Here is a 21,122-nt window from a genome sequence, read left to right on the forward strand (position 1 = left end):
ATTATATGTTTGATTTACGCTCCTTTTCTTTTTTCTCTATATACTTAAAATAGCGTTTCTCTCTATATTTTCTTACTAATAGTAAAATTACGGCTACTAGTGCTAGAAGCATTAGGCCGCCTTTTCCTGTGATAAAGTCGTAGAATTTCATAAATAGCATTGCGTTACGCAAGTAGTCGGCAATGTAATAAAACCTTTCACAAACTCATTGGTTTTCGATTGTTTAAATTATATTTTTAGACTAATCTAAAAATATAATTATATTTGCATAAAAATTATTGAATGAGAATTGTAGTTTTTTTATTGTTATCAACTTTTGCATTTGCTCAAAAGCAAACGATTTATGGTAAAGTATATTTTGAAAATGAAACGGTGTCTGCAGCGGTGCTCTACTTTTCATCTTCAAAAAAAACATATTCTACATATACCAATTCAGAAGGAAGTTTCGAAGTTCAATTACCAGTAGGTGATTACATCCTAAAAGCTGAATTTTTAGGGCAAAAAGCCAAAACGCAAACCATTTCCATTTCAGAACGTACACAACGCTTAGACATCACTCTAGAAGAAGACCTTTTGGGGCTCGATGAGATTGTAGTGAGTGCCACACGAAACCGTGTGAATAAAAAGGAAGCCCCTATAATTGTTAATACACTTGGTAATAAACTTATCAATGCTACTCAGGCTCTAGCTGTTTCAGAAAGTTTGAATTATTCGCCTGGCGTTAGAGTAGAAACCAATTGCCAAAATTGTGGGTTTACTCAAGTACGACTTAATGGATTAGACGGGAGTTATTCTCAGATTTTAGTAAATAGTCGTGCGGTATATAGTGCGCTTACTAGCGTATATGGTTTGGAGCAAATACCTACTCAGATTATAGACAGAGTAGAGATTGTTCGTAGTGGTGGCTCGGCCTTATTTGGCTCTAACGCCATTGCAGGTACAATAAACATAATTACCAAAGACCCAGTACTTAACACTTGGGAAGTAGGTGGTTATCTCGGTTTGCTTGATGGTGATACACCAGACCGCACATTGAGTTTTAATACCTCTATTGTAGCTGACGATTTAAAAAGTGGTGCTACCTTTTTTGGTTTTTTACGTGACAGAGATGCATGGGATGCTAATGGAGATGGCTTCACTGAAGTGGTAGAGCTCAATAACACCACTTTTGGAACAAAACTATATTACAAACCCACAGATCTTAGCCGATTGAGTTTGGATGCTACTGTAATTGACGAATATCGTCGTGGAGGCAACCGTCTTGACTTGGCACCACATCTTACAGATATTACCGAAGAGCTTGATCATAAAACCATATTAGGCGGCTTAGCCTATGATTTTAGCAATAAAAAAGGGGATAAAAATTATTCACTTTACAGTTCTGTGCAACATACAGATAGAGATAGTTACTATGGTGGACTTGGAGGTGAGCGTACTGCACAGGATAGTTTATTGGCGCTTAATGCCTATGGGAATACTAAAGATTTGGCTATAGCAAATGGGCTTCAGTTTACTAAAAATTGGAAACGCGATATACTCACAACTGGTGTAGAATACAATTACAGCCGTACAGAAGATAATATCCTTGGATACAATCGATTGATTGACCAAAACGTTAATACATTTGGGGCTTATGCTCAATTTGAGTGGAAACCAACCGAAAAATTTTCAGCATTATTAGGTAGTCGTTTAGACCATATCACCGTAGATGGCTCGTATACTATAGGTAGTATAAATAGAAATGTCGATATTTCGCAAACAACCCTAAATCCAAGATTAACTATAGCCTATAACATTACTGATGACATTAAATTTAGAGGAGGTTATGCACGTGGTTTTCGTGCGCCGCAGGCCTTTAATGAAGATTTGCATATCTCATCCGTTGGTGGTGAGCCACAATTTGTAATATTGTCTAACGATTTGGAGGCTGAATTTTCTAATGCATTTACGGGGTCTCTAAATTTCACAAAAGAGTTTGATACGATGCAAACCAATTTTTTATTAGAAGGCTTTTATACAAGTTTAGAAGACCCATTTACCCTTGTAAGTACAGGAGTGCAACTGTCTAATGGTTCTATTGTTGAAGAAGTCCGCAATGGTCAGGGTGCGCGAGTATATGGTGCAAATTTAGAGTTTGGTGTGTCACCATCAAAAAAATGGTTATTTCAATTAGGAGGGACATTGCAGCGCTCACAATACAATGAAGATCAAGTGTTGTTTGAAAGTGATGGTACTGTTCCTAATGAGACGGATGTTCTGGTATCGGAATTTGTGCGTAACCCAAATGTTTATGGGTATTTAAATGTGAATTGGAATCCGGTCGATAGATTTCAAGCATCAGTAACAGGAACATACACAGGGAAAATGACAGTGCCTTTAGTGGTAAGCGATACAGGGTTTTTAAGCCTTAATGAAAGTCCTTCTTTTTTTGATATGAATATTACTACAGAAACGCATTTTGACCTATCTGACGATTTTCAAATAACACTTAACGCAGGTGTAAAAAATCTATTTAATAGCATACAAGACGATTTTCAGGTAGGGCCTACAAGAGACTCGGATTATGTGTACGGACCAGCTTTTCCGAGGAGTGTGTTTATAGGTGTAAAAATTGGTAAATTTCACTAAATGAAATTTTTAGCAACCATAGGATTTATAGCTTTACTGAATGTTTGTTCAGCACAAACGGCTACAATTAATTGGCTGTCTTTTGAAGAATTAGAAGTCGCTTTAACTCATAATCCAAAGCCAGTTATCATTGATTTTTATGCAGATTGGTGCGCATATTGTAAAAAAATGGACCAAGCTGTATACTCAAAACCTGAAGTTATAGCACTTTTAAATGCCAATTATTATGCGGTAAAATTTAATGCAGAATCTAGAGTGCAAGTTCAATTTGGAGGCAAAATCTTCAAAAATCGTAATTTGGGAAAAAAGCGTCGTGCTTTTCATGAAATTACTGAATTGCTGGCAGCACAACCTAACCAGCCCATGACCTTACCCGCTATTGTGTTTTTTGATAAAAATTTCAATATTACTCAAAGGTATTTCGAATATATTCCACCAAAGAAAATGCTTTCAATCTTAAAAAATAACTAATGGCAACAACACTAACCGAAGAAAACTACCTAAAAGCCATTTACCACATTAGCCATACCTATGGTGATGTGGTGAGCACTAATGCTATTGCCGAAAAGGTAGATGCAAAAGCATCTTCGGTAACAGATATGCTAAAAAAACTAGCGGATAAACAACTGCTTGATTATATAAAATATAAAGGTGCAAGTCTGACTGAAAAAGGAAGAAAAACAGCAATAGACATTATTAGAAAACATCGTCTTTGGGAGGTGTTTTTGGTAGAAAAGCTTAAATTTTCTTGGGATGAAGTGCATGAAGTGGCAGAACAACTAGAACACATTAAATCACCAAAACTCACTAAAGAACTTGATGCTTTTTTAGGATTCCCTAAACACGACCCACATGGAGATCCTATACCTAATGCAGATGGTTATATACATCGTACAAATAAAATTATGCTTTCACATGCGGAGGTAGGAAAAACCTATACTTGTGTGGGTGTAATTGATTCGTCTTCTGAATTTTTAAAGTACTTAGACAAGCATCATATTGGTATTGGGACCAAATTAGTAGTTGTAGAAAAAGAAGCCTTTGACCAATCAATGCTTATTAAAATTGCATCCAAAACTGTAGCGATGTCAAAAGCTATAACGACAAACATTTATATAAAAGAACAATAATTTATGGAGAATATTATTTCCTATTTTGAAAGTATAGACCCTATTTTAGGCGCATTATATGCGTCGTTGTTTACCTGGGTTTTAACGGCCTGTGGTGCTGCCTTAGTATTCTTTTTTAAGGGAATGAACCGTGCCCTGCTCGATGGCATGTTGGGCTTTACAGGAGGTGTAATGGTAGCTGCTAGTTTTTGGAGTCTGCTAGCTCCAGGAATAGAAATGAGTGAAGGCGAAGGTTTTGTAAAGGTGATACCTGCAGTGGTTGGTTTTGCACTTGGAGCTTTGTTTTTATTTGGGTTGGACAAGGTATTGCCACATTTACATATAAATTTTAAAGAAAGTGAAAAAGAAGGTGTAAAAACGCCTTGGCATCGTACCACATTATTGGTGTTGGCCATCACTTTACACAATATTCCTGAAGGCTTAGCTGTAGGTGTATTATTTGGTGGTGTGGCAGCTGGAATTCCAGAAGCGACTATAGGTGGCGCTGTAGCTTTAGCCTTAGGTATTGGAATACAAAATTTCCCTGAAGGGATTGCAGTTTCTATGCCGCTTCGACGTCATGGCGTAAGTAAGTTTAAAAGCTTTTGGTACGGTCAACTTTCTGCTATTGTAGAGCCGGTTGCAGCCGTAATTGGTGCTGTTGCTGTAACCTTTTTCACACCAATTTTACCCTATGCATTAGCATTTGCAGCGGGTGCGATGATTTTTGTGGTCGTTGAAGAAGTTATTCCTGAAACGCAGCGGGATAAATATACAGACATAGCTACACTTGGTTTTATCGGTGGTTTTATAGTGATGATGACTTTGGATGTGGCCCTTGGATGATCTAAAGCTGAAAAGAAAATAGCTTTTGAGTAAAAGTTATTTGTCACATCAAATAAAAATAGGAGTTTTTAAATCAAACATAGATTTAAAAATGAAAAAACGATTTCTTCTAAGTTTCTTTCTTATAGCAACGTTTAATTTTTCCTATAGTCAATCAATAATTGTAAAGGATTCCACCAGTATTTCGGGTATTATAGGTATTAATCAGGTTTTAGATTTTGATGGTATTGAAATTCAGTTTAAAAAAGTAATTAAAGATTCGCGTTGTCCAAAATCCGTTATGTGTGTTAGAGCCGGAGAAGCTGAGGTTTTAGTATCTGTTTTTAGAAATGGAACACATATTAAAGACTAAAAGCTTATCGTAGATGCAAGTGGTATGGTTATAGAGCAAAATAATCTGGCATTTAAATCTAAGAGTTTTAAAGTCTATGGCTTTTCTTTAATGCCTTACCCCATTAAAGCAGAGGCGATAAAACCAGAACAATACAAACTAGAACTAGTACTTCATCAGATTTAAGATGAGGTGGATTGGTTAATGACAACCACAATCGTCTTTACCACAAGCTTTCGCAACTTTTTTCTTAGGTTTCCATATAAACTTTCGCACTAAGAACGTCAATGCTAATCCTAAGGTGATATAAACTAATATGTTTTGAATACTATCGCTCATTTACTTTTCGATTAAAAAAACTTTTGATTAAAAGCACAGCTCCTAAAGCAACAAACAGTCCCATAAGAAAATCAGCTAAATCGTTATTAAGTTCTAATTGATTTAAAATTATACCAGTTGCTACAAGTAGTAATCCGATAGTTCTAGTGCGATTCATAATTATATTTACTTTAGTATTTGAAAAGCAATCATTGCTACAATATAAGCAAAACCACTCATGAATACCAATTGTAGCATTGGCCATTTCCAACTATTTGTCTCACGCTTTACAATAGCTAGTGTACTCATGCACTGCATAGCAAAGGCATAAAAAAGGAGTAATGAAATCCCTGATGCTAATGTAAAGACCTTGCTTCCATCACTGTAAACTTCTTCTGCCATTCTATTCTTTATAGTCGACATGGCTTCATCTTCATCGTCAATATCATTGGCGCTACCAATACTGTAAATCGTTGCTAAAGTTCCTACAAAAACTTCTCTTGCCGCAAAAGAGGTAACAAGACCTATTCCTATTTTCCAGTCGTACCCTAGAGGTTTTATCGCAGGCTCTATAGTTTTACCGATTATGCCTATATAAGAGTGTTCTAATTTATGTTCTGCAATCAAATCATTTTGAGCCTCTAAAGAAAGATTTGGATAAGTGTTTTGAATAATATTTTCTGCATCATTAAATTGTTCACCTGGGCCATAGGATGCCAAAAACCAAAGGACTATAGATATGGCCAATATTATTTTGCCAGCTTCAAAAACAAAGGTTTTTGTTTTTTCAACAACAGTTAAAACAACATTTTTAAACAGAGGAATTTTATAGCTTGGCATTTCTACCACGAAATAGGACTTGCTTTTAATTTTTAGAATTTTATTTAAGATGTATGCAGAAAAAATAGCAGTTAAAAACCCAATAATATATAAACACATTAATGTTAGTGCTTGATAACTGATACCTAAAAATGAACCATCAGGAATGACTAGAGCAATAATAATAACATAGACAGGTAGTCGTGCTGAACACGTCGTAAAAGGTGTGACAAGGATTGTTATAAGACGTTCCTTCCAGCTTTCAATATTTCTAGCAGCCATTACAGCTGGAATTGCACAAGCATTTCCCGAAATTAACGGTACAACACTTTTACCGCTTAACCCAAAACGTTTCATAATGTTGTCCATTAAAAAAACAACACGACTCATATAACCACTTTCTTCTAATAAAGCAATGAATAAAAATAAAAATGCTATTGGAGGAATGAATACCATGATTCCCCCAAGACCAGCAATAATACCTTCAGCTAATAAATTTGTAAATGCTCCTTCAGGGAGTGTGTTTTTTACCCAATCGGCTAAACTTGAAAATCCTGCATCAATTAAATCTGTTGGATATGTTGCCCAATCATATACGGCTTGAAACATTAACAGTAGAATGCCAAAAAAGATAAGATAACCCCATATTTTATGAGTTAAAATTCTATCTAATTTGATGCGCAAATCTTTTGCACTCTTAAGGTCAATAGTTTGTCCTTTTTTAAGAACGTTGTTTATAAACTGATAACGCTTAATGGTTTCTTTTTGCTGAAGACGCTTTAAATCTGATTCAGATTTTGTTTTAAAATTTGAAGTATCTTCTATTAAGTTCCTGTCAATTTTACCAAAGTTGACATCTTGCGTTATCACTAACCATAGTTTGTACAATGATTGATTTGGAAACGCTTTTTTTAGCCCTTCAAAATACGTTTTATCTATATCTTGTGTATGTAGACAAGGCTTATTAGATAGTGTTTTGTAGTTAGAAATTAACTGTTTTAATTCGTCTATTCCGTTATTCTTTCTTGTGCTAACAAGTGCAATTTTGGTGTCAAGTTGTTGTTCTAGGTATTCAATATCCAAGGAGATACCTTTGTATACCATTCGATCGGACATGTTAATGACCAATATTGTTGGAATTTCTAAATCTTTAATCTGAGTATAGATTAAAAGGTTTCTCTTTAAATTTTCAACATCAGTAATAACTACAGCAACATCAGGATAATCTTTATCTTTCTTATTTAGAAGTAATTCAATAACCACACTTTCATCTAAAGACGATGCATTAAGACTATAAGTTCCAGGTAAATCAATAATATGAGCTTTTACACCTCTTTCGAGTTTACAAACCCCTTGTTTTTTATCAACAGTAATCCCTGGGTAATTACCTACTTTTTGATTTAAACCAGTTAATGCATTAAATACAGATGTTTTACCAGTATTTGGATTTCCAATTAAAGCAACATTAATCTGTTTACTCATTGTTGGTGTCTATTAAAATGTGATTGGCAGTGTCTCTTCTTATGGCTAAATGTGTACCATTAATATTAAGATACATAGGGTCAGAAAACGGCGCTACTAGAACCAACTCAACAGAATTGCCTGGTAAACAACCCATTTCTAGGAGTTTTAGAGGAATACTTTTTGAAGACACATCTTTGATGATGCCTTGTTGTCCAGGTTTTAGTTCAGCTAATGTCAACGAGTCTCTTATTTAGAATAATTTTAAAGAAGCAAAAGTAATAGAAAATATTCAGTGTAAGTTATAAGCTTCACACATTTTTAAGAACCTCCAAAATATTTAAGTGTTTCAATATCTTCGAGAAGTTGTTCAATATCTTCTGGTTTGGTGCCGTCATAAAAACCTCTAATTTGACGTTTTTTGTCTATTAGTAAGAAGTTTTCGGTATGAATCATATCATAGATATCGCCATTTCCATCTTCTTTAACGGCCAAATAACTTTTTCGTGCTAACTTGTATATTTGTTTTTTGTCGCCAGTAACTAGGTTCCATTTTCGGTCCACAACACCTTTTTCTTTAGCATAAGCTTTTAATACAGGAACGCTGTCCTTAACTGGTGTTACAGAATGTGATAATAATAAAACCTCATCATCTTTAAAGGTTGCACTTTGTATTTTGTACATGTGATCCGTCATTATTGGACAGATGGTTTGACATGTTGTAAAAAAGAAATCGGCCACGTAAATTTTATCCTTGTAATCGTCTTGTGTAATGGTTTTACCGTTTTGATTGGTTAAACTAAAGTCTGCTATAGTATGGTATTTAGACACATGACGAATACTTTCGTCCACCATTTCCATGTTAACACTCTCGGGATTCCAAATGGGTAATGGTTGTTTTTGGTTGAGAACGCTGTAAATAATTCCGATAATAACTAGGCAAAGTATCGAAAAGAAGATTCCAAACTTTTTGTAACCATTAAAAAATGAGGCTAAAGGCATATAGCTATATTATATTAAGCGTTGCAAAGATACAGCTCAACAAAATTTTATTCATGATTTTTATCAGCATTTAACGTTTAAATTTAAACTTAGGGCATTTGCTGTTAAAAAAATGTTGAATAGAAAGTCAATAATTTTCTAAATCCCTTTAAAGCATTACTTTTGTCAATCGAATTTTTGAAAACGACTACATGGAATTTGTAATAAAGATATCTCAATTTTTACTCAGTTTATCCTTGCTTATTGTATTACATGAGCTTGGACACTTTATACCAGCTAAATTATTTAAAACGAAGGTTGAGAAATTCTACCTATTTTTTGATGTGAAGTTTTCTTTATTTAAAAAGAAAATAGGAGAAACCGTTTATGGTATTGGTTGGTTACCGCTAGGCGGTTATGTAAAAATTGCTGGAATGATTGATGAAAGCATGGATAAAGAGCAAATGGCATTGCCACCAAAACCATGGGAATTTCGTTCTAAGCCAGCTTGGCAACGCTTAATCATTATGCTTGGTGGTGTTACGGTAAACTTTATACTAGCCTATATAATTTATGTGTTTATTTCTTTTGGTTATGGAGATGCAGATGTAAAGGTAGATAGTTTAAAAGATGGTTATTGGATAGAGCATCCAATTTTAAAAGAAGCTGGATTTAAAACTGGAGATAAAGTTTTAAAAATAAATGACAACGCTATTGTTAACGACTCTGATATCGGGCAATACCTTATTGAAGCTCAATCAATAACTATAGAAAGAGATGGGCAAACTAAAACCTTTGATTTACCTGAAGATTTCTTAGGTCAATTATCTTCAAGTGGAAGTAAGGATTTATTTGAATACCGTGTGCCTTTTATGGTTGCAAATATTGCTGATAGCTCTGCAAATAAGTCTAAGGACATTAAAAAGGGAGATATCATTAAGTCTATAAATGGAAAAGAGCTTGTTTACTACGATCAATTAAAAGATAATCTTAATGGAATAAAAGATACAAGTGTTGACGTGGAATTGATGAGAGACGGAAAACTAATCAAAACACAATTAACATTAGATAAGGATGGTAAATTTGGATTTAATCCATATAGAATACATCCAGACTTTGAAGATTTAGGTTACTACGAAGTATTTAGAAAGGAATATACTTTTGGAGAAAGTTTTGCAGCTGGTGGTAAAAAGTTTACTAAAACCATCACCAATTACTTTAGTCAACTAAAAGCGATATTTAGCCCAAGTACAGGCGCTTATAAGGGACTAGGAGGATTTAAAGCTATTTATGATGTGTTTCCAGAGGTTTGGAGTTGGTATTCTTTTTGGAAGCTTACAGCGTTTTTATCTATTATGTTGGCTATACTTAACTTATTGCCAATACCTGCTTTAGATGGTGGTCATGTTATGTTTTTGTTGTACGAAATGATTTCTGGCCGTAAACCTAGCGAAAAGTTTTTAGAGCGTGCACAGGTTATAGGTTTCTTTATTTTAATAGCCTTAGTGTTATTTGCTAATGGTAACGATATCTTTAAAGCCATAACCCAATAAAAAATATTTAGATTTTTCTTTAAAAAACAATGTTTCGCTTTGTTGTAAATAAAAATTTAATTTATATTTGCGCTCGCTAAAAGCGAAAAACACCTTCCTCTTTAGCTCAGTTGGTTAGAGCATCTGACTGTTAATCAGAGGGTCCTTGGTTCGAGCCCAAGAAGAGGAGCAAATAAAGTTCAACAGAAATGTTGGACTTTTTTGTTTAATAAAAAGACTGAGGCTATTACAATTATCACATGGGGACTTATTTTAGTCCCTTTATAGCTGTGTTTAGTGTAAGCCCAATAAGTATAAGTATTATTCCTAATACGCTCAATAAAGTATAAGTTTCATCTAACCAGATTAATCCAATAAGCATAGTAAAGATAACTTCAATATATTTTAGTGGAGCTATTCTGTTTATTTCAGATTCTTGTAGTGCCTTTGTCATGTAATATTGCCCAAAATACCCAAAAACCCCTAAGCTTAATAAAATTAGCCACTCAATACCACTAGGATTGGTCCAATTATAATAAGTAAATAGACTTGAAATTAGCGTAGAAATAACCATGAAATAGGTGACTATGATTAAAGGGTGGTCTTTAGAACCTATTTTTCTAATTATAATAAAAACAAGTCCTGTAAAAATTGCAGAAACAACTATGTATAAGAGTCCAATATTTAAAATTTCTCCATCAAATCCCTTAAGAATAAAAACCCCGATAAATGCAATCCCAAAATAAAACCATTGTATAGATTTTATCTTTTCTTTTAAAATGAATAAAGCAAAAAATGCAGCAAAAATAGGGGATATGTAGCGTATGGAAACTGCGGTACCAGTAGTTAAATATTTGAGAGACATAAAGAATAGAGTCATTGCAACAAAACCAATAAGCCCTCTAGCAACAAGCAGTTTTCTTTTATTACCTAAAAGATTTAGCTTAAGTTTTAAAATAAGAGGTATCGTAAAAAATAGAGTGCCTATAGACCTGAAGAATACGATTTGATAAACATTGAAATCCTCTAGACGTTTTACAAAGATATTTAGCAATGCAAAAGCCATCGCACTTATGCACATAAAAATTATAGCCTTTCTCATTTTACTATTAATTACAAAAGCCTTCCTAGTTTATTTAGAAAGGCTTTTGGGTTCTAACTATTCTCAAATTACTGTCGAACCGATTTAATAATTTCTAAAGTCAATCGAGTATCTGATTTTATTTGCTCTAGATTGTACTTACCATTAGCGTCTTTTTTAACCAATTTAGAGCCCATTCCAACACATGTAACTCCAGCATTAAACCAGCCTTCTAAGTTTTCTCTAGTTGGAGAAACCCCGCCTGTAGGCATTATGCTTGTCCATGGTTGAGGACCTCGTATTGCTTTTATAAAGTCTGGACCATAGACATCGCCTGGGAATAATTTTACAATTTCACAGCCTAACTCTTCTGCACGGCATATTTCAGTTAATGATCCGCAACCGGGCGACCATAATACTTTACGTCTATTACATACTAGTGCAACATCTTCTCTTAATACCGGTGTTACAACAAAGTTTGCGCCTAAGTTCATGAATTGAGAGGCAGAAGATGCGTCAGTCACTGACCCAACTCCTAAAATCATTCCAGGTAATTCTTCTAAAACATACTTATTGAGTTCTCCGAAAACTTCATGGGCAAAATCGCCTCTTGCAGTAAACTCAAGTAAACGTGCACCGCCATCATAAATGGCTTTGATTACTTTTTTACTGACCTCTATATCTGAGCTATAAAACAATGGAACTAAGCCAGTTTGTTTCATAACATTTGCGACTTCTATTCTTGAATATTGTGCCATATTATTACTTTATCTAGAGACTTTTCCAGAAGCATCTCCTTGTATCATTTTTTCAATTTCTTCAATAGTAGCTAGATTATAATCTCCTGAAATAGTGTGTTTCAAACAACAGGCTGCAACAGCAAAATCTAAAGCTTTTTGAAAATCTTTATCATATTTTAATAGCCCATAAATTAAACCACCCATAAAGGCATCTCCACTACCAACTCTGTCTACCACAGGAGTAACTTCTTTCACTGCAGCATTGTAAATCTTTTTTCCATTAAAAAGGAGACCACCAATTCTCTGATGAGATGCACTTATCGAATATCTTAATGTAGTAGCTATGAGTTGTAGATTAGGGCAGGCGTTAAATATTCTTTCATAAAGCTTAGGTAAGGATTTTTCATCCTCATAATTAGGATTTACTTTATTTTCACCCAACATAAGATAAGCTGTATCAATATCTCCCAATATAATATGGCTGTATTCTAATAATTTTGGCATTACTTCATGTGGCGCTTTTCCATATTTCCATAGCTTCGAGCGATAATTTAAATCACAAGATATTTTAAGTCCTAACTTGTGAGCTGTCTGAACGGCCAATAAACATTGTTCAGCAGCATTGTCAGAAATTGCGGGTGTTATACCGCTCCAATGAAACCATGTGGCGTCTTTTAATATGTCATTCCAATCAAAGTCTCCAGATTTAGTTGTTGCTAAAGCACTATTTGCTCTATCATAAATCACTTTACTGCCTCTTGTTCCAGCACCAGTTTCGAGATAATAAATGCCTAGTCTATCTCCACCATAAACAATATTACTCAAACCTACCTTTAACTTCCGCATTTCTTTGACTGCACAAGCGCCTATGTCATTTTCAGGAACTTTAGTAATAAAATCGGTTTTAATACCATAGTTAGCTAAAGATACTGCTACATTAAATTCTCCTCCACCATATGAAGCTGCAAATGACTTAGCTTGTATAAAACGTAAATGACGCTCTGTAGATAAGCGTAACATAATCTCACCAAAAGTAGCTACTTTATTCATCTTAGTTATATACCCAAGGCCTGACCACCTCCAATTTGAATAGTTTCGGCTGTTATAAATGAAGCATCCTTACTCGCTAAAAAAGAAACAACACCTGCAACATCTTCTGGTTGTCCTAAACGACCTAACATTATATTATTTGCCCAGGAAGCAAAAACCTCAGGTTTTGTTGATTTTATTTGCGCATGAAATGGTGTGTCTATAGTACCTGGAGAAACAGCATTTGCCCTGATACCATATTCTGCTAAGTCTTTAGCTAATGCCCTTGTAATAGCATGAACACCAGCTTTAGACGTACCGTATATTCCTGCTCCAGGTCCACCAGCAGTCCATCCGGCGTTAGACGTATAGTTAATTATTGAAGGGTGTTCGCCTTTTTTAAGAAAAGGTATTGCGGCTCTTGATGCAAAAAATACAGAGTCAAGATTAAGAGCCATGACATGTCGGTAAAACTCCGTTGTCATTTCTTCAAAACGAGATCTACCTCCTAAACCACCGGCATTATTAACTAGCACATCTATTTGTCCGTATTTCTTTCCTATGGCTTCGATGTTTGACTTAACTAAGTCTTCCTTTGTTACATCGAAATTATAATATTCGGCATTAATTCCTTGAGCAGTAAGTTCTTCTATTCTTTTTGTTCCAGCTTCTTCATCAATACCATTAAGTATTACAGTATACCCGTCTTCACCTAATCTTTTAGCTACTGAAAAACCAATACCACCTGTTGCGCCAGTTATTATTGCTATTTTTTTACTCATTGTATATCTTAATTTTAAGTTTTTATATTCTCGTTGTATTAACTATTATTTTGTAATAATTGAATTTTTGGAATTAGCAACCAAATAGATAGAAAGACTATAGCGACTAAGGCTGCACCTATGAGAAAAACATAGGAATAGTTTTCTACAGGAAGCTTATCTGCGATGTACCAAGTTAAGCCAGCTGCAGCAAATTTTGCAGACATGCCCGCAAGACCTGATAATGTACCTACAGATTTACCATTAAATAAATCACTTGGTAAAGTTTGTATGTTTCCGATTGCTGTTTGAAAACCAAAAAGAATAACGGCCATAATTAATACTGCAAACAAGGCATTTCCTGGTGCGCTTAGTGCTAATAGGGCAGGAAGCATTATAAGACAACCAATACCGATAGTCATTTTTCTTACTTTATTTACACTCCAACCTTTTTTGAAAAAGACTTTAGCGAGGATACCACCAAATGGAGCACCAATCATTGCGCCTAAAAAAGGAACCCAGCCATATGTCGTTATACCTGAAATATCCATATCGAAAACATTTACAAGATAATTTGGTATCCAAATCACAAAAATCCACCAGATAGGGTCTATTGCAGCTGAAGCAAGTATAACACCCCAGCTTTGTTTTTTGCTTAGAATTTTACTGTAGCTTAAGCTTTTTTGCGCCTCATGATTGTCTTTTATTGCACCTTCATTTTTTTGACCACTAAGAATAAATTCTTTTTCATCCTTAGTAATCCAAGGATGCTTTTTTGGTGCAGATTTCACATAAATCATCCAAGGTATTAACCATAAAAAACCTAGTAATGCTATTATTAAAAAGACGAATTGCCAATGTAAATTTTGGGCTAATAAACCAATAACAGGTATAGAAATCATGGCGCCAAAAGACGCACCAAAATTAAATATTCCTTGTGCTACAGCACGCTCATTTGTAGGAAACCATTCTGCGTTTGCTTTTGCGGCTCCTGGCCAGTTGCCTGCTTCAGATAAACCTAGTAGGGCTCTTACAAAAGTGAAGCCTGCAAATCCTTTAACCAACGCATGTAATGCTGTTGCTAATGACCAAAAACCAATGGATAAAATAAAGCCTATTCTGGTTCCTAATTTATCAAAAATTCTACCAAAAAGTGCTTGACCAATAGCATAGGCAATAATAAAGTAAAACCCTATTTTACCATATACCTTCTTTCTGCCTTCTTGATCTAAGTCAGGGTATAATTCTTCAGCGATGCCAGCTTCCCATAAGACAGAAAATGCTTGCCTATCGATATAATTTATTATAGCGGCTAAGGCAATTAATCCTATAACCCACCATCTTAGTCCTTTTATTTTCATTTATTTATTTTGATAGTTAGCGCTATGTTAGCTATACATTATAACAGTACTTGTAGAGTTCGCTAAAATGCTCTTTCATTTTTTGCTTAGCCAATTGCGCTTTTTGATTTTTTATAGCCTCATAAATAGCCTGGTGTTCTGCGATACCTTTTTGCGCTAAACTCTTATCACAAACGTGATATTTTTCAAAATTTGTGATTATTTCTGGCGTAATGATTAACATAAATGTATTCATAGTACTATTTCCACTTGCCTTGGCAATTGCAAGATGAAACAGTAAATCTTCTTGAACAGCGTCTTCACCATTTAATACCTTTTCAGTATATGCATCTAATGCACTTTTCATTTTTTGTAGATCCTCTTCTGTTCTTCTTAAGGCCGCTAAACGTACAGTTTTCAGTTCTAAAAGAATTCGTGTTTCAACTAAGGACTTAAAGTCTGGGTCTTCCAATCTTAAAATATCCTCAATCATACCATTCATTGCTATGACTCCAATATTTGCGACAAAAGTTCCGCTTTGTGGAATAGAATTTAACAGTCCATAAAATTCTAGTTTTTGTATTGCTTCTCTGACATTGCTTCTAGAAACACCAAACTTTTCTGATAACATACGCTCTGAGGGTAATTTATCACCGGGCTCTAGGTTTTTAAGATTTATTAAATCTCTAATTTTAGCAATAATCGCATTCTGTGAATTTAAACTATCTTTTTTTGCTAATGTCTCTAACTTCATACTTTAAACTTTGATTACTAGATATGTATGTAAAAATACATCTATTCAATTAAATTTGATTATTCAATGACTTACTTCTAGTTCGTAAAAACGAACTTTTGCATATGCGCCTTTATCTCTTGTTTGGAAATAATTACCTGCTTTGAAATAATTTTCAAAAACACCCCATTTGCGCATGTGAATATTCTCATAAACTTTATATTCATTTCCATTAAGTATAATTACCATTTTACCATCTGAAACTTTAACTTCTAAAGTAAACTTTCTAAAACCTACTTCTTGCTCAAAGTTAAATCCTTCATCATTATCCCAAGCGTCTTCATGTAATATTTCAGGAATTTGAGCATTTAAATTTTTAAGTAATTTAGTTTTGACTCTTATTTTACCCTTATCCCAATAAATTTTTAATATAGGAGGCGCATTATTATCATCCTCACCAATTAAGTCACGTTGCTCATTTGTTAATCTACCATGAATTTGCATGATAATAACTCTATGGTATTTACCGTCACTATCTCTAGAGACTTCATCCATTTGTATTTTACCCTTCATGTACCCACCGTCCTTAAATGTCCAGTTGACATTATTTTCACCGGGAACCATTTGCTCTCTAAGCTCAGACCTTGTGTACTTAGTATTTTTTGTTTTTGATTCAGTTGGCATAGCGTGAAAAACTATAGCTCCTTTTGTAGAATCTATATACATATAAGGTTTAGCCACTTCGTTTGATGCAAAATCTAAAATTTCGGGAGGCGATATTTCATAGGGTTTACCTTTGTCGTTGGTTACAGGAAGTGTAACCTTCCAATGGCTTAAATCTATTTCTGGCAGCCTAACTTTCTTTTTCCGTTTTTTCCGTTTTCCCCTTTCTTTTTTAGCTTCAGTTTGCTTAGACTCATCATTTTGTTGCGACTGAGACAGAGCATAGGGTGTATTAAAAACTAGGACTACTAGAATCAATAGAACTCCTCTGAATTTATATATGTTTACTAAACTAAATTTCATTAAATATATTAAGATTAAGGCGTAGTAATAACTATATCCGTAAGGAATACTTCGTTACTACCCGTTACTGTATTGGTTGGCACAAAATAGAATATTACAAATTTCTGGTCTGTTGATACTAATATGTCGTTTGTGTTCTCATCTACTCGGCTCTGCGGAAAGCTAAAAGCTGCATCTGCATTGAAGCTAAAAGATACTTGCTGCCAATTGTTAATTGCATCTGATACTACTGGAAGACTAGCTAATGTTATTGGTCCTAATTCGTCATCACCTGATGGTTCATCTGATAAAATATAAAATGTACCTTCGACTTGTCCTACAGGAGTAGTTTCTGATTTCACAAATGCAGAAATTGAATAGCCTTCTACGCCTATCTCAATCTCAAAAGGCTGGTATGCTCTTTCACCAGAACTATCAAATTTAAGAGATCTACCTGAAGTACCACCTGCCGACTGTGCATCAGTGCCAGATGAGCTTGCTTTATCTGTCGTTCCTGAACCACCATTATTTGACGGATTAGAGACCCAAGCTTCTAGAGGGTCATTCCTCCAAAAGTTAAAAGGTGTTGGAGAACCATCATTAAAAGAGTTGTCTGGATCAACAGTCCACGCATCTACAAGATCATTGTTATTATTCTGCGATGTGGGATAAGTTTGCATATCTGCATTTTGAATGACTGCAGCAAATGTAGCTGGAACGCCACCTACAGGCACCTGTATGGTAATATCTCTTTCTACACCAGCTGAGTTAGTAGTTGTTAATGTTACGCTATAAGCACCGGCTGCAGCATAGGTGTGTGTTGGGTTTATCTCAGTAGAACTATTACCATCACCAAAGTCCCAACTATGTGACACCGCTAATAGTGAATCGTCTGTAAATTGAACGGTTAATGATGAAGTCGTAAATGTAAAATTAGGTACAGTTGACAGAATTAAACCTGTAATACTTTGAGAAACTGAAGATTGAACTCCTAAAAAATTAGTGACTGTAAGTGTTACTTGTACAGAATCTTCTGTTAAATAAGAATATACTGGGCTAAAATCTGGATCATCAAGGTCATCTTCTTCACTATTCCATGCTACCGAATTACCATCGCCAAAATCCCATACTAAACTACTTGCCCCTGTTGTTAAATTATTAAAAGTGACTTGAGTATCTAATGTTGTGAAATTAAAATCTAAGAAAACCGGTGACACTTGTTGGGTAGCTGTAGCTTCTAAACCATCAGAACTAATCGTAGTTAATTCTACGGTATATAAACCACCAGAAGCATAAGTGTAATCTGGATTGGCCTCAGTCGAAGTATTTCCATCACCAAAGTCCCACAAATACGAAACAGCATCAGTAGAAAAACTTCTAAATATTATAGTTAGACTATTATTTGCTGACGTACTTGTTGTAAATAATGTGTTTGGCTGAATATTATTAATATTCCCAGAAGGAGGAACAAATTCCTCAAAACCATCATCAAAACATGAGTTTAATAATAATGCTGTAACTAAGACTAAACTTCTTAGTAAATACTTTTTTATAAATGAATTATTCATGATATTAGGTTTTATTGTCTAACTACGATATTAAAAGCATCTAATCTTGCTTCATCTCCTGAGTTATTTGCAAAAATTATAACAGATTCGTTTTCTCCAGCTGCAAATGTTAATGAATGTTGCTTAAATACATTTACAACTCTACCAGCATTTGTATCTACCCTAGATGCAATGATATTTTCTTCTAATTGGGCTTCAGCAAAGTTTGAAGTATTAGGTGTTAAAATCGAAACTTTCATTTGACCATTTTCAGCATCCAACTCAAATGCACTAAAATAGGTTAAAACATATTCCGCGCCTGGAGTTACTTCAATTTCTTGATAAGCAACTCTATCGCCTCCAGCAGGAAATTTAGCTGCTTGTCTGCCATCAGGTAGGTTAGGAGCTTCATCAGGATTTGAATCTGTATTAATTTGTATTACAGTAGTTCCTCCACCTAAAGGACTCCAGGCTGAATTACTAGGAACTCTCCATGAATCTCGACCGTCACCTGTTCCGTCAAATAAGCTATTATCTTCAAAGCTAGCTTCTGCTATTTCAGGTACTGGGATTGTTGGCACAGCTTGATTAACTGTTATAGTTCTTTCTGTATAATTGGATTTATTAAGATTATCTGTAACTGTAAGACCTACGTTATAAGTCCCTGGTCCAGGAAATTCAAAAATTAATTCTTGGTCTTCTAATGTTGCAGGTGGTAAGTCCGTAATCTGGGCTTCTAAGTTTGCAACGTTTTGTAATACCTCATCAGATAAAGCATTTTGGGCATCTATTAGTACTTGCTGTAAATTGGCTAATTCTGCCTGTAATACAACAAGTCGAGCTGGATCATCTTCACATGGAATTTTAAATTCAAGCTCAGCAATATCATCCTCAATTACCCTTATATTGGCTAATTGAGCATCTATTAAAGCTTCTAAAATAGGTAGGTCTTTATTAATTAACAGTAATCCATTAACACTATTACCATTGCTATCAGTTACATTCCATAGATATTGAGTTCCATTAACGGCCAAATTAGATCCTGCTTGAAAGTTAAATTGATAGTTTGCCGACAACTCATTTTCTTCACAATCAAATTCAGCAAAAGTAATCTCGGAGAAATTATAAAAAGGCGTTGGACCAGTAATATCTTGTAAATCTCCTACATCTGCTAAGTCGTCACTTACACAAGATACCAGCATAATTATAACGCCTAATAAAGATAGTTTAAGGTGTGATATATTTTTTTTCATAATTATTTTATTTTAATAGCCGTTATTTTGAGTATAAAAACCAGGTAAATTATCTATTTCTCTTTGTGGAAAAGGAAGGTATTTTCTATCAGCTGTATAACTTAGACTATTTTCATTTGAAAATTGTTGTAATACATTATCTGCTTCTCCAAATCGAATTAAATCATATAGACGTTGGTTTTCGTAAACTAGCTCAACTCTGCGTTCGTCAAGAAGTTCTTGTTTAGATAAAATACCAAATGCTTCTTCTAATCCAGCTCTAGCTCTTACCTGATTATAAGCATCAATAGCTCTTTGGTCTGTGGTAGTCTCACCTCCTGCTAAAATTGCTTCGGCGTATAGTAATAGTACGTCTGCATATCTTAAAATAATCCAATCGTTATCTCCGATTTCTCCATCAGTTGGGAATTTTGAAGTGTAAGTATCATTTGTTATCTCAGCTGGGTTATAGGTAATTGATCTAAAAGTAACTGGAAACCTAACTGGTTGCAATTCTGGAGTCATGATACTTAAAAGGTCTAGTGTAGCTATATTAACACCGTTTGAAGGCCCTTGAAGCGTCATAGCAAAACTAAAAGATTCAGAATCTGTCTCTACCTGATCATCTAAACCACTATCGCTTGTCGAGTAATTATCACTACTAACTAAATCGTAAGCGATAGAGAAAATAATTTCGTCATTTATTTCAAGTCCTGGATTATTTGACCATTCGCCAACTAAAACAGTTTCGCCGTCGGTTTCATTAAATTCTATAGGTATGTCGTTACCAAATATGTTACCAAAATCTAAAGCCAAATTAGCAAAGTATTCTCTATCAGTAACTATATTATCTCCTGTTAAGTCCTCTGCATTATCTCTTTCTGTAAAAAGTAAATCATAACCAAAAGAACCATTATTTTCAACTACAGATGCCAAAAGTAATTCTGCCTCACCGTAATTTGGATTTGGCTGACTCAAATAAGCTTTAGCGGCTAGACATATTGCAGCACCTTCAGTTGGTCTATATCTATTTTGTTCTGCGCCATTTAAAAAGGCAATTGAAGTCCTGAAATCATCAATGATTTTTTCGTATACTTCAGCTTCTGGCAATTGAGGATAATCTCTAGCCTCATCAGTATTAGGGTCCAAAACCTTGTCTATATAAGGTACATTTTGATATGCCCTTACTAAATTAAAGTGGCATAATGCTCTCATGAAATAAGCTTCTCCAACAGTATATTGTAAATCATCAGGAGCTAAAAAACGATTATCTATAATTGTATTAGCTCTAAAAATTGTAGCCATATTGTTTGAATAATACGTTGCTACGTCACCATTATTTGGATCAACATTATATCTGGCAATTTCTGGAAAATTTCCGTTTTCTGTATTTGCTCTTGAATTGTCTGATCTTAACTCAATTAATAAAAACTCATTTGCAGGAACTTTTTGATAAGAATCTAGAATACCGTTAGCTAATAATTCGAAACCATTCTGTGTTTGCAACAACTCTTCTAAAGATAGTGCAGTTGGATTGGTAAGATCTAGTTCTTCTTCACAACTTGTAAATAAAGCTGAAATAGAAAAACAAACTACTATTAAATTTATATATATCCTTTTCATAATTAA

At 34.5% G+C, this 21,122-nt stretch carries 22 protein-coding genes and 1 tRNA gene; 7 read left to right on the plus strand and 16 right to left on the minus strand.

Translation table 11 applies throughout. The features are described 5' to 3' along the window. Position 1: 1 nt before the first annotated feature. Positions 2 to 151 (minus strand): hypothetical protein, encoded by a 150-nt coding sequence (locus tag IEV10_RS03495; RefSeq protein ID WP_188373304.1) that lies wholly within the window; start codon positions 149 to 151, stop codon positions 2 to 4. A 131-nt stretch (positions 152 to 282) separates the two neighbouring features. Between IEV10_RS03495 and IEV10_RS03500 the strand changes: the two genes are divergently transcribed. The 5 genes from IEV10_RS03500 (at position 283) to IEV10_RS03520 (ending at position 4,935) form a co-directional block, all read left to right on the plus strand. Beyond that, entirely contained in the window at positions 283 to 2,628 is a 2,346-nt protein-coding gene (locus tag IEV10_RS03500; RefSeq protein WP_188373305.1) for a TonB-dependent receptor, read from the plus strand. Then, complete coding sequence (locus tag IEV10_RS03505) at positions 2,629 to 3,099, plus strand: thioredoxin family protein (protein WP_188373306.1); 471 nt, start codon at positions 2,629 to 2,631, stop codon at positions 3,097 to 3,099. After that, on the plus strand, positions 3,099 to 3,758 hold the full coding sequence (locus tag IEV10_RS03510; RefSeq protein WP_188373307.1) for a metal-dependent transcriptional regulator: 660 nt from the start codon (positions 3,099 to 3,101) through the stop codon (positions 3,756 to 3,758). Before IEV10_RS03505 ends, IEV10_RS03510 begins: the two co-directional genes overlap by 1 nt. A 3-nt stretch (positions 3,759 to 3,761) precedes the next feature. After that, a complete protein-coding gene (locus tag IEV10_RS03515) occupies positions 3,762 to 4,583 on the plus strand; it encodes a ZIP family metal transporter (RefSeq protein WP_188373308.1) in 822 nt (273 codons plus the stop codon). A gap of 91 nt (positions 4,584 to 4,674) precedes the next feature. Beyond that, the gene (locus IEV10_RS03520) at positions 4,675 to 4,935 is read left to right on the plus strand and encodes a hypothetical protein (RefSeq protein ID WP_188373309.1); all 261 of its coding nucleotides are present in this window, start codon (positions 4,675 to 4,677) and stop codon (positions 4,933 to 4,935) included. A gap of 180 nt (positions 4,936 to 5,115) precedes the next feature. On the opposite strand, the gene IEV10_RS03525 is transcribed toward IEV10_RS03520, so the two are convergent. From IEV10_RS03525 to IEV10_RS03545, 5 genes are all read right to left on the minus strand, one after another. Beyond that, complete coding sequence (locus tag IEV10_RS03525) at positions 5,116 to 5,253, minus strand: FeoB-associated Cys-rich membrane protein (protein WP_188373310.1); 138 nt, start codon at positions 5,251 to 5,253, stop codon at positions 5,116 to 5,118. Then, positions 5,243 to 5,410 carry a hypothetical protein gene (locus IEV10_RS03530; RefSeq protein WP_188373311.1) on the minus strand — a complete coding sequence of 56 codons (168 nt, stop codon included), beginning with the start codon at positions 5,408 to 5,410 and terminating at the stop codon, positions 5,243 to 5,245. The genes IEV10_RS03525 and IEV10_RS03530 overlap by 11 nt, the downstream gene beginning before the upstream one ends. Before the next feature lie 8 nt (positions 5,411 to 5,418). Next, positions 5,419 to 7,533, minus strand: a complete 2,115-nt coding sequence (gene feoB, locus IEV10_RS03535; protein ID WP_188373312.1) for a ferrous iron transport protein B — start codon at positions 7,531 to 7,533, stop codon at positions 5,419 to 5,421. After that, entirely contained in the window at positions 7,526 to 7,753 is a 228-nt protein-coding gene (locus IEV10_RS03540; protein WP_188373313.1) for a FeoA family protein, read from the minus strand. Before IEV10_RS03540 ends, feoB begins: the two co-directional genes overlap by 8 nt. Before the next feature lie 80 nt (positions 7,754 to 7,833). Continuing rightward, positions 7,834 to 8,514, minus strand: coding sequence for an SCO family protein (locus IEV10_RS03545; RefSeq protein WP_188373314.1), 681 nt, complete (start codon positions 8,512 to 8,514; stop codon positions 7,834 to 7,836). A 191-nt stretch (positions 8,515 to 8,705) separates the two neighbouring features. On the opposite strand from IEV10_RS03545, the gene rseP reads away from it, so the two are divergent. Together rseP and IEV10_RS03555 are read left to right on the plus strand one after the other, a co-directional pair. Continuing rightward, positions 8,706 to 10,046: an RIP metalloprotease RseP gene (rseP, locus tag IEV10_RS03550; RefSeq protein WP_188373315.1), complete on the plus strand. Its 1,341-nt coding sequence runs from the start codon at positions 8,706 to 8,708 to the stop codon at positions 10,044 to 10,046. A gap of 95 nt (positions 10,047 to 10,141) precedes the next feature. After that, a tRNA-Asn gene (locus IEV10_RS03555) sits at positions 10,142 to 10,215 on the plus strand. 78 nt (positions 10,216 to 10,293) lie between these two features. Here the strand turns inward: IEV10_RS03555 and IEV10_RS03560 are convergent. The 10 genes from IEV10_RS03560 to IEV10_RS03605 form a co-directional block, all read right to left on the minus strand. After that, the gene (locus IEV10_RS03560; RefSeq protein WP_229719579.1) at positions 10,294 to 11,127 is read right to left on the minus strand and encodes a DMT family transporter; all 834 of its coding nucleotides are present in this window, start codon (positions 11,125 to 11,127) and stop codon (positions 10,294 to 10,296) included. Between the two features lie 68 nt (positions 11,128 to 11,195). Next, positions 11,196 to 11,864, minus strand: a complete 669-nt coding sequence (locus IEV10_RS03565) for a bifunctional 4-hydroxy-2-oxoglutarate aldolase/2-dehydro-3-deoxy-phosphogluconate aldolase (RefSeq protein ID WP_188373316.1) — start codon at positions 11,862 to 11,864, stop codon at positions 11,196 to 11,198. 9 nt (positions 11,865 to 11,873) lie between these two features. Continuing rightward, positions 11,874 to 12,896 carry a sugar kinase gene (locus IEV10_RS03570; protein WP_188373317.1) on the minus strand — a complete coding sequence of 341 codons (1,023 nt, stop codon included), beginning with the start codon at positions 12,894 to 12,896 and terminating at the stop codon, positions 11,874 to 11,876. Positions 12,897 to 12,901: 5 nt separating this feature from the next. Further along, on the minus strand, positions 12,902 to 13,657 hold the full coding sequence (locus IEV10_RS03575; protein WP_188373318.1) for an SDR family NAD(P)-dependent oxidoreductase: 756 nt from the start codon (positions 13,655 to 13,657) through the stop codon (positions 12,902 to 12,904). 38 nt (positions 13,658 to 13,695) lie between these two features. Further along, positions 13,696 to 14,997, minus strand: coding sequence for an MFS transporter (locus IEV10_RS03580; protein ID WP_188373319.1), 1,302 nt, complete (start codon positions 14,995 to 14,997; stop codon positions 13,696 to 13,698). A gap of 31 nt (positions 14,998 to 15,028) precedes the next feature. After that, complete coding sequence (locus IEV10_RS03585; RefSeq protein WP_188373320.1) at positions 15,029 to 15,730, minus strand: FadR/GntR family transcriptional regulator; 702 nt, start codon at positions 15,728 to 15,730, stop codon at positions 15,029 to 15,031. Positions 15,731 to 15,793: 63 nt separating this feature from the next. Continuing rightward, on the minus strand, positions 15,794 to 16,735 hold the full coding sequence (locus IEV10_RS03590; RefSeq protein WP_188373321.1) for a polysaccharide lyase family 7 protein: 942 nt from the start codon (positions 16,733 to 16,735) through the stop codon (positions 15,794 to 15,796). Between the two features lie 14 nt (positions 16,736 to 16,749). Beyond that, positions 16,750 to 18,282 (minus strand): PKD domain-containing protein, encoded by a 1,533-nt coding sequence (locus tag IEV10_RS03595; protein ID WP_188373322.1) that lies wholly within the window; start codon positions 18,280 to 18,282, stop codon positions 16,750 to 16,752. Positions 18,283 to 18,293: 11 nt separating this feature from the next. Further along, positions 18,294 to 19,514, minus strand: coding sequence for a PKD domain-containing protein (locus tag IEV10_RS03600; RefSeq protein ID WP_188373323.1), 1,221 nt, complete (start codon positions 19,512 to 19,514; stop codon positions 18,294 to 18,296). A gap of 12 nt (positions 19,515 to 19,526) precedes the next feature. Beyond that, positions 19,527 to 21,116, minus strand: a complete 1,590-nt coding sequence (locus IEV10_RS03605; protein WP_188373324.1) for a RagB/SusD family nutrient uptake outer membrane protein — start codon at positions 21,114 to 21,116, stop codon at positions 19,527 to 19,529. Positions 21,117 to 21,122: the final 6 nt, after the last annotated feature.

Source organism: Winogradskyella haliclonae (assembly GCF_014635865.1).
GTDB lineage: Bacteria > Bacteroidota > Bacteroidia > Flavobacteriales > Flavobacteriaceae > Winogradskyella > Winogradskyella haliclonae.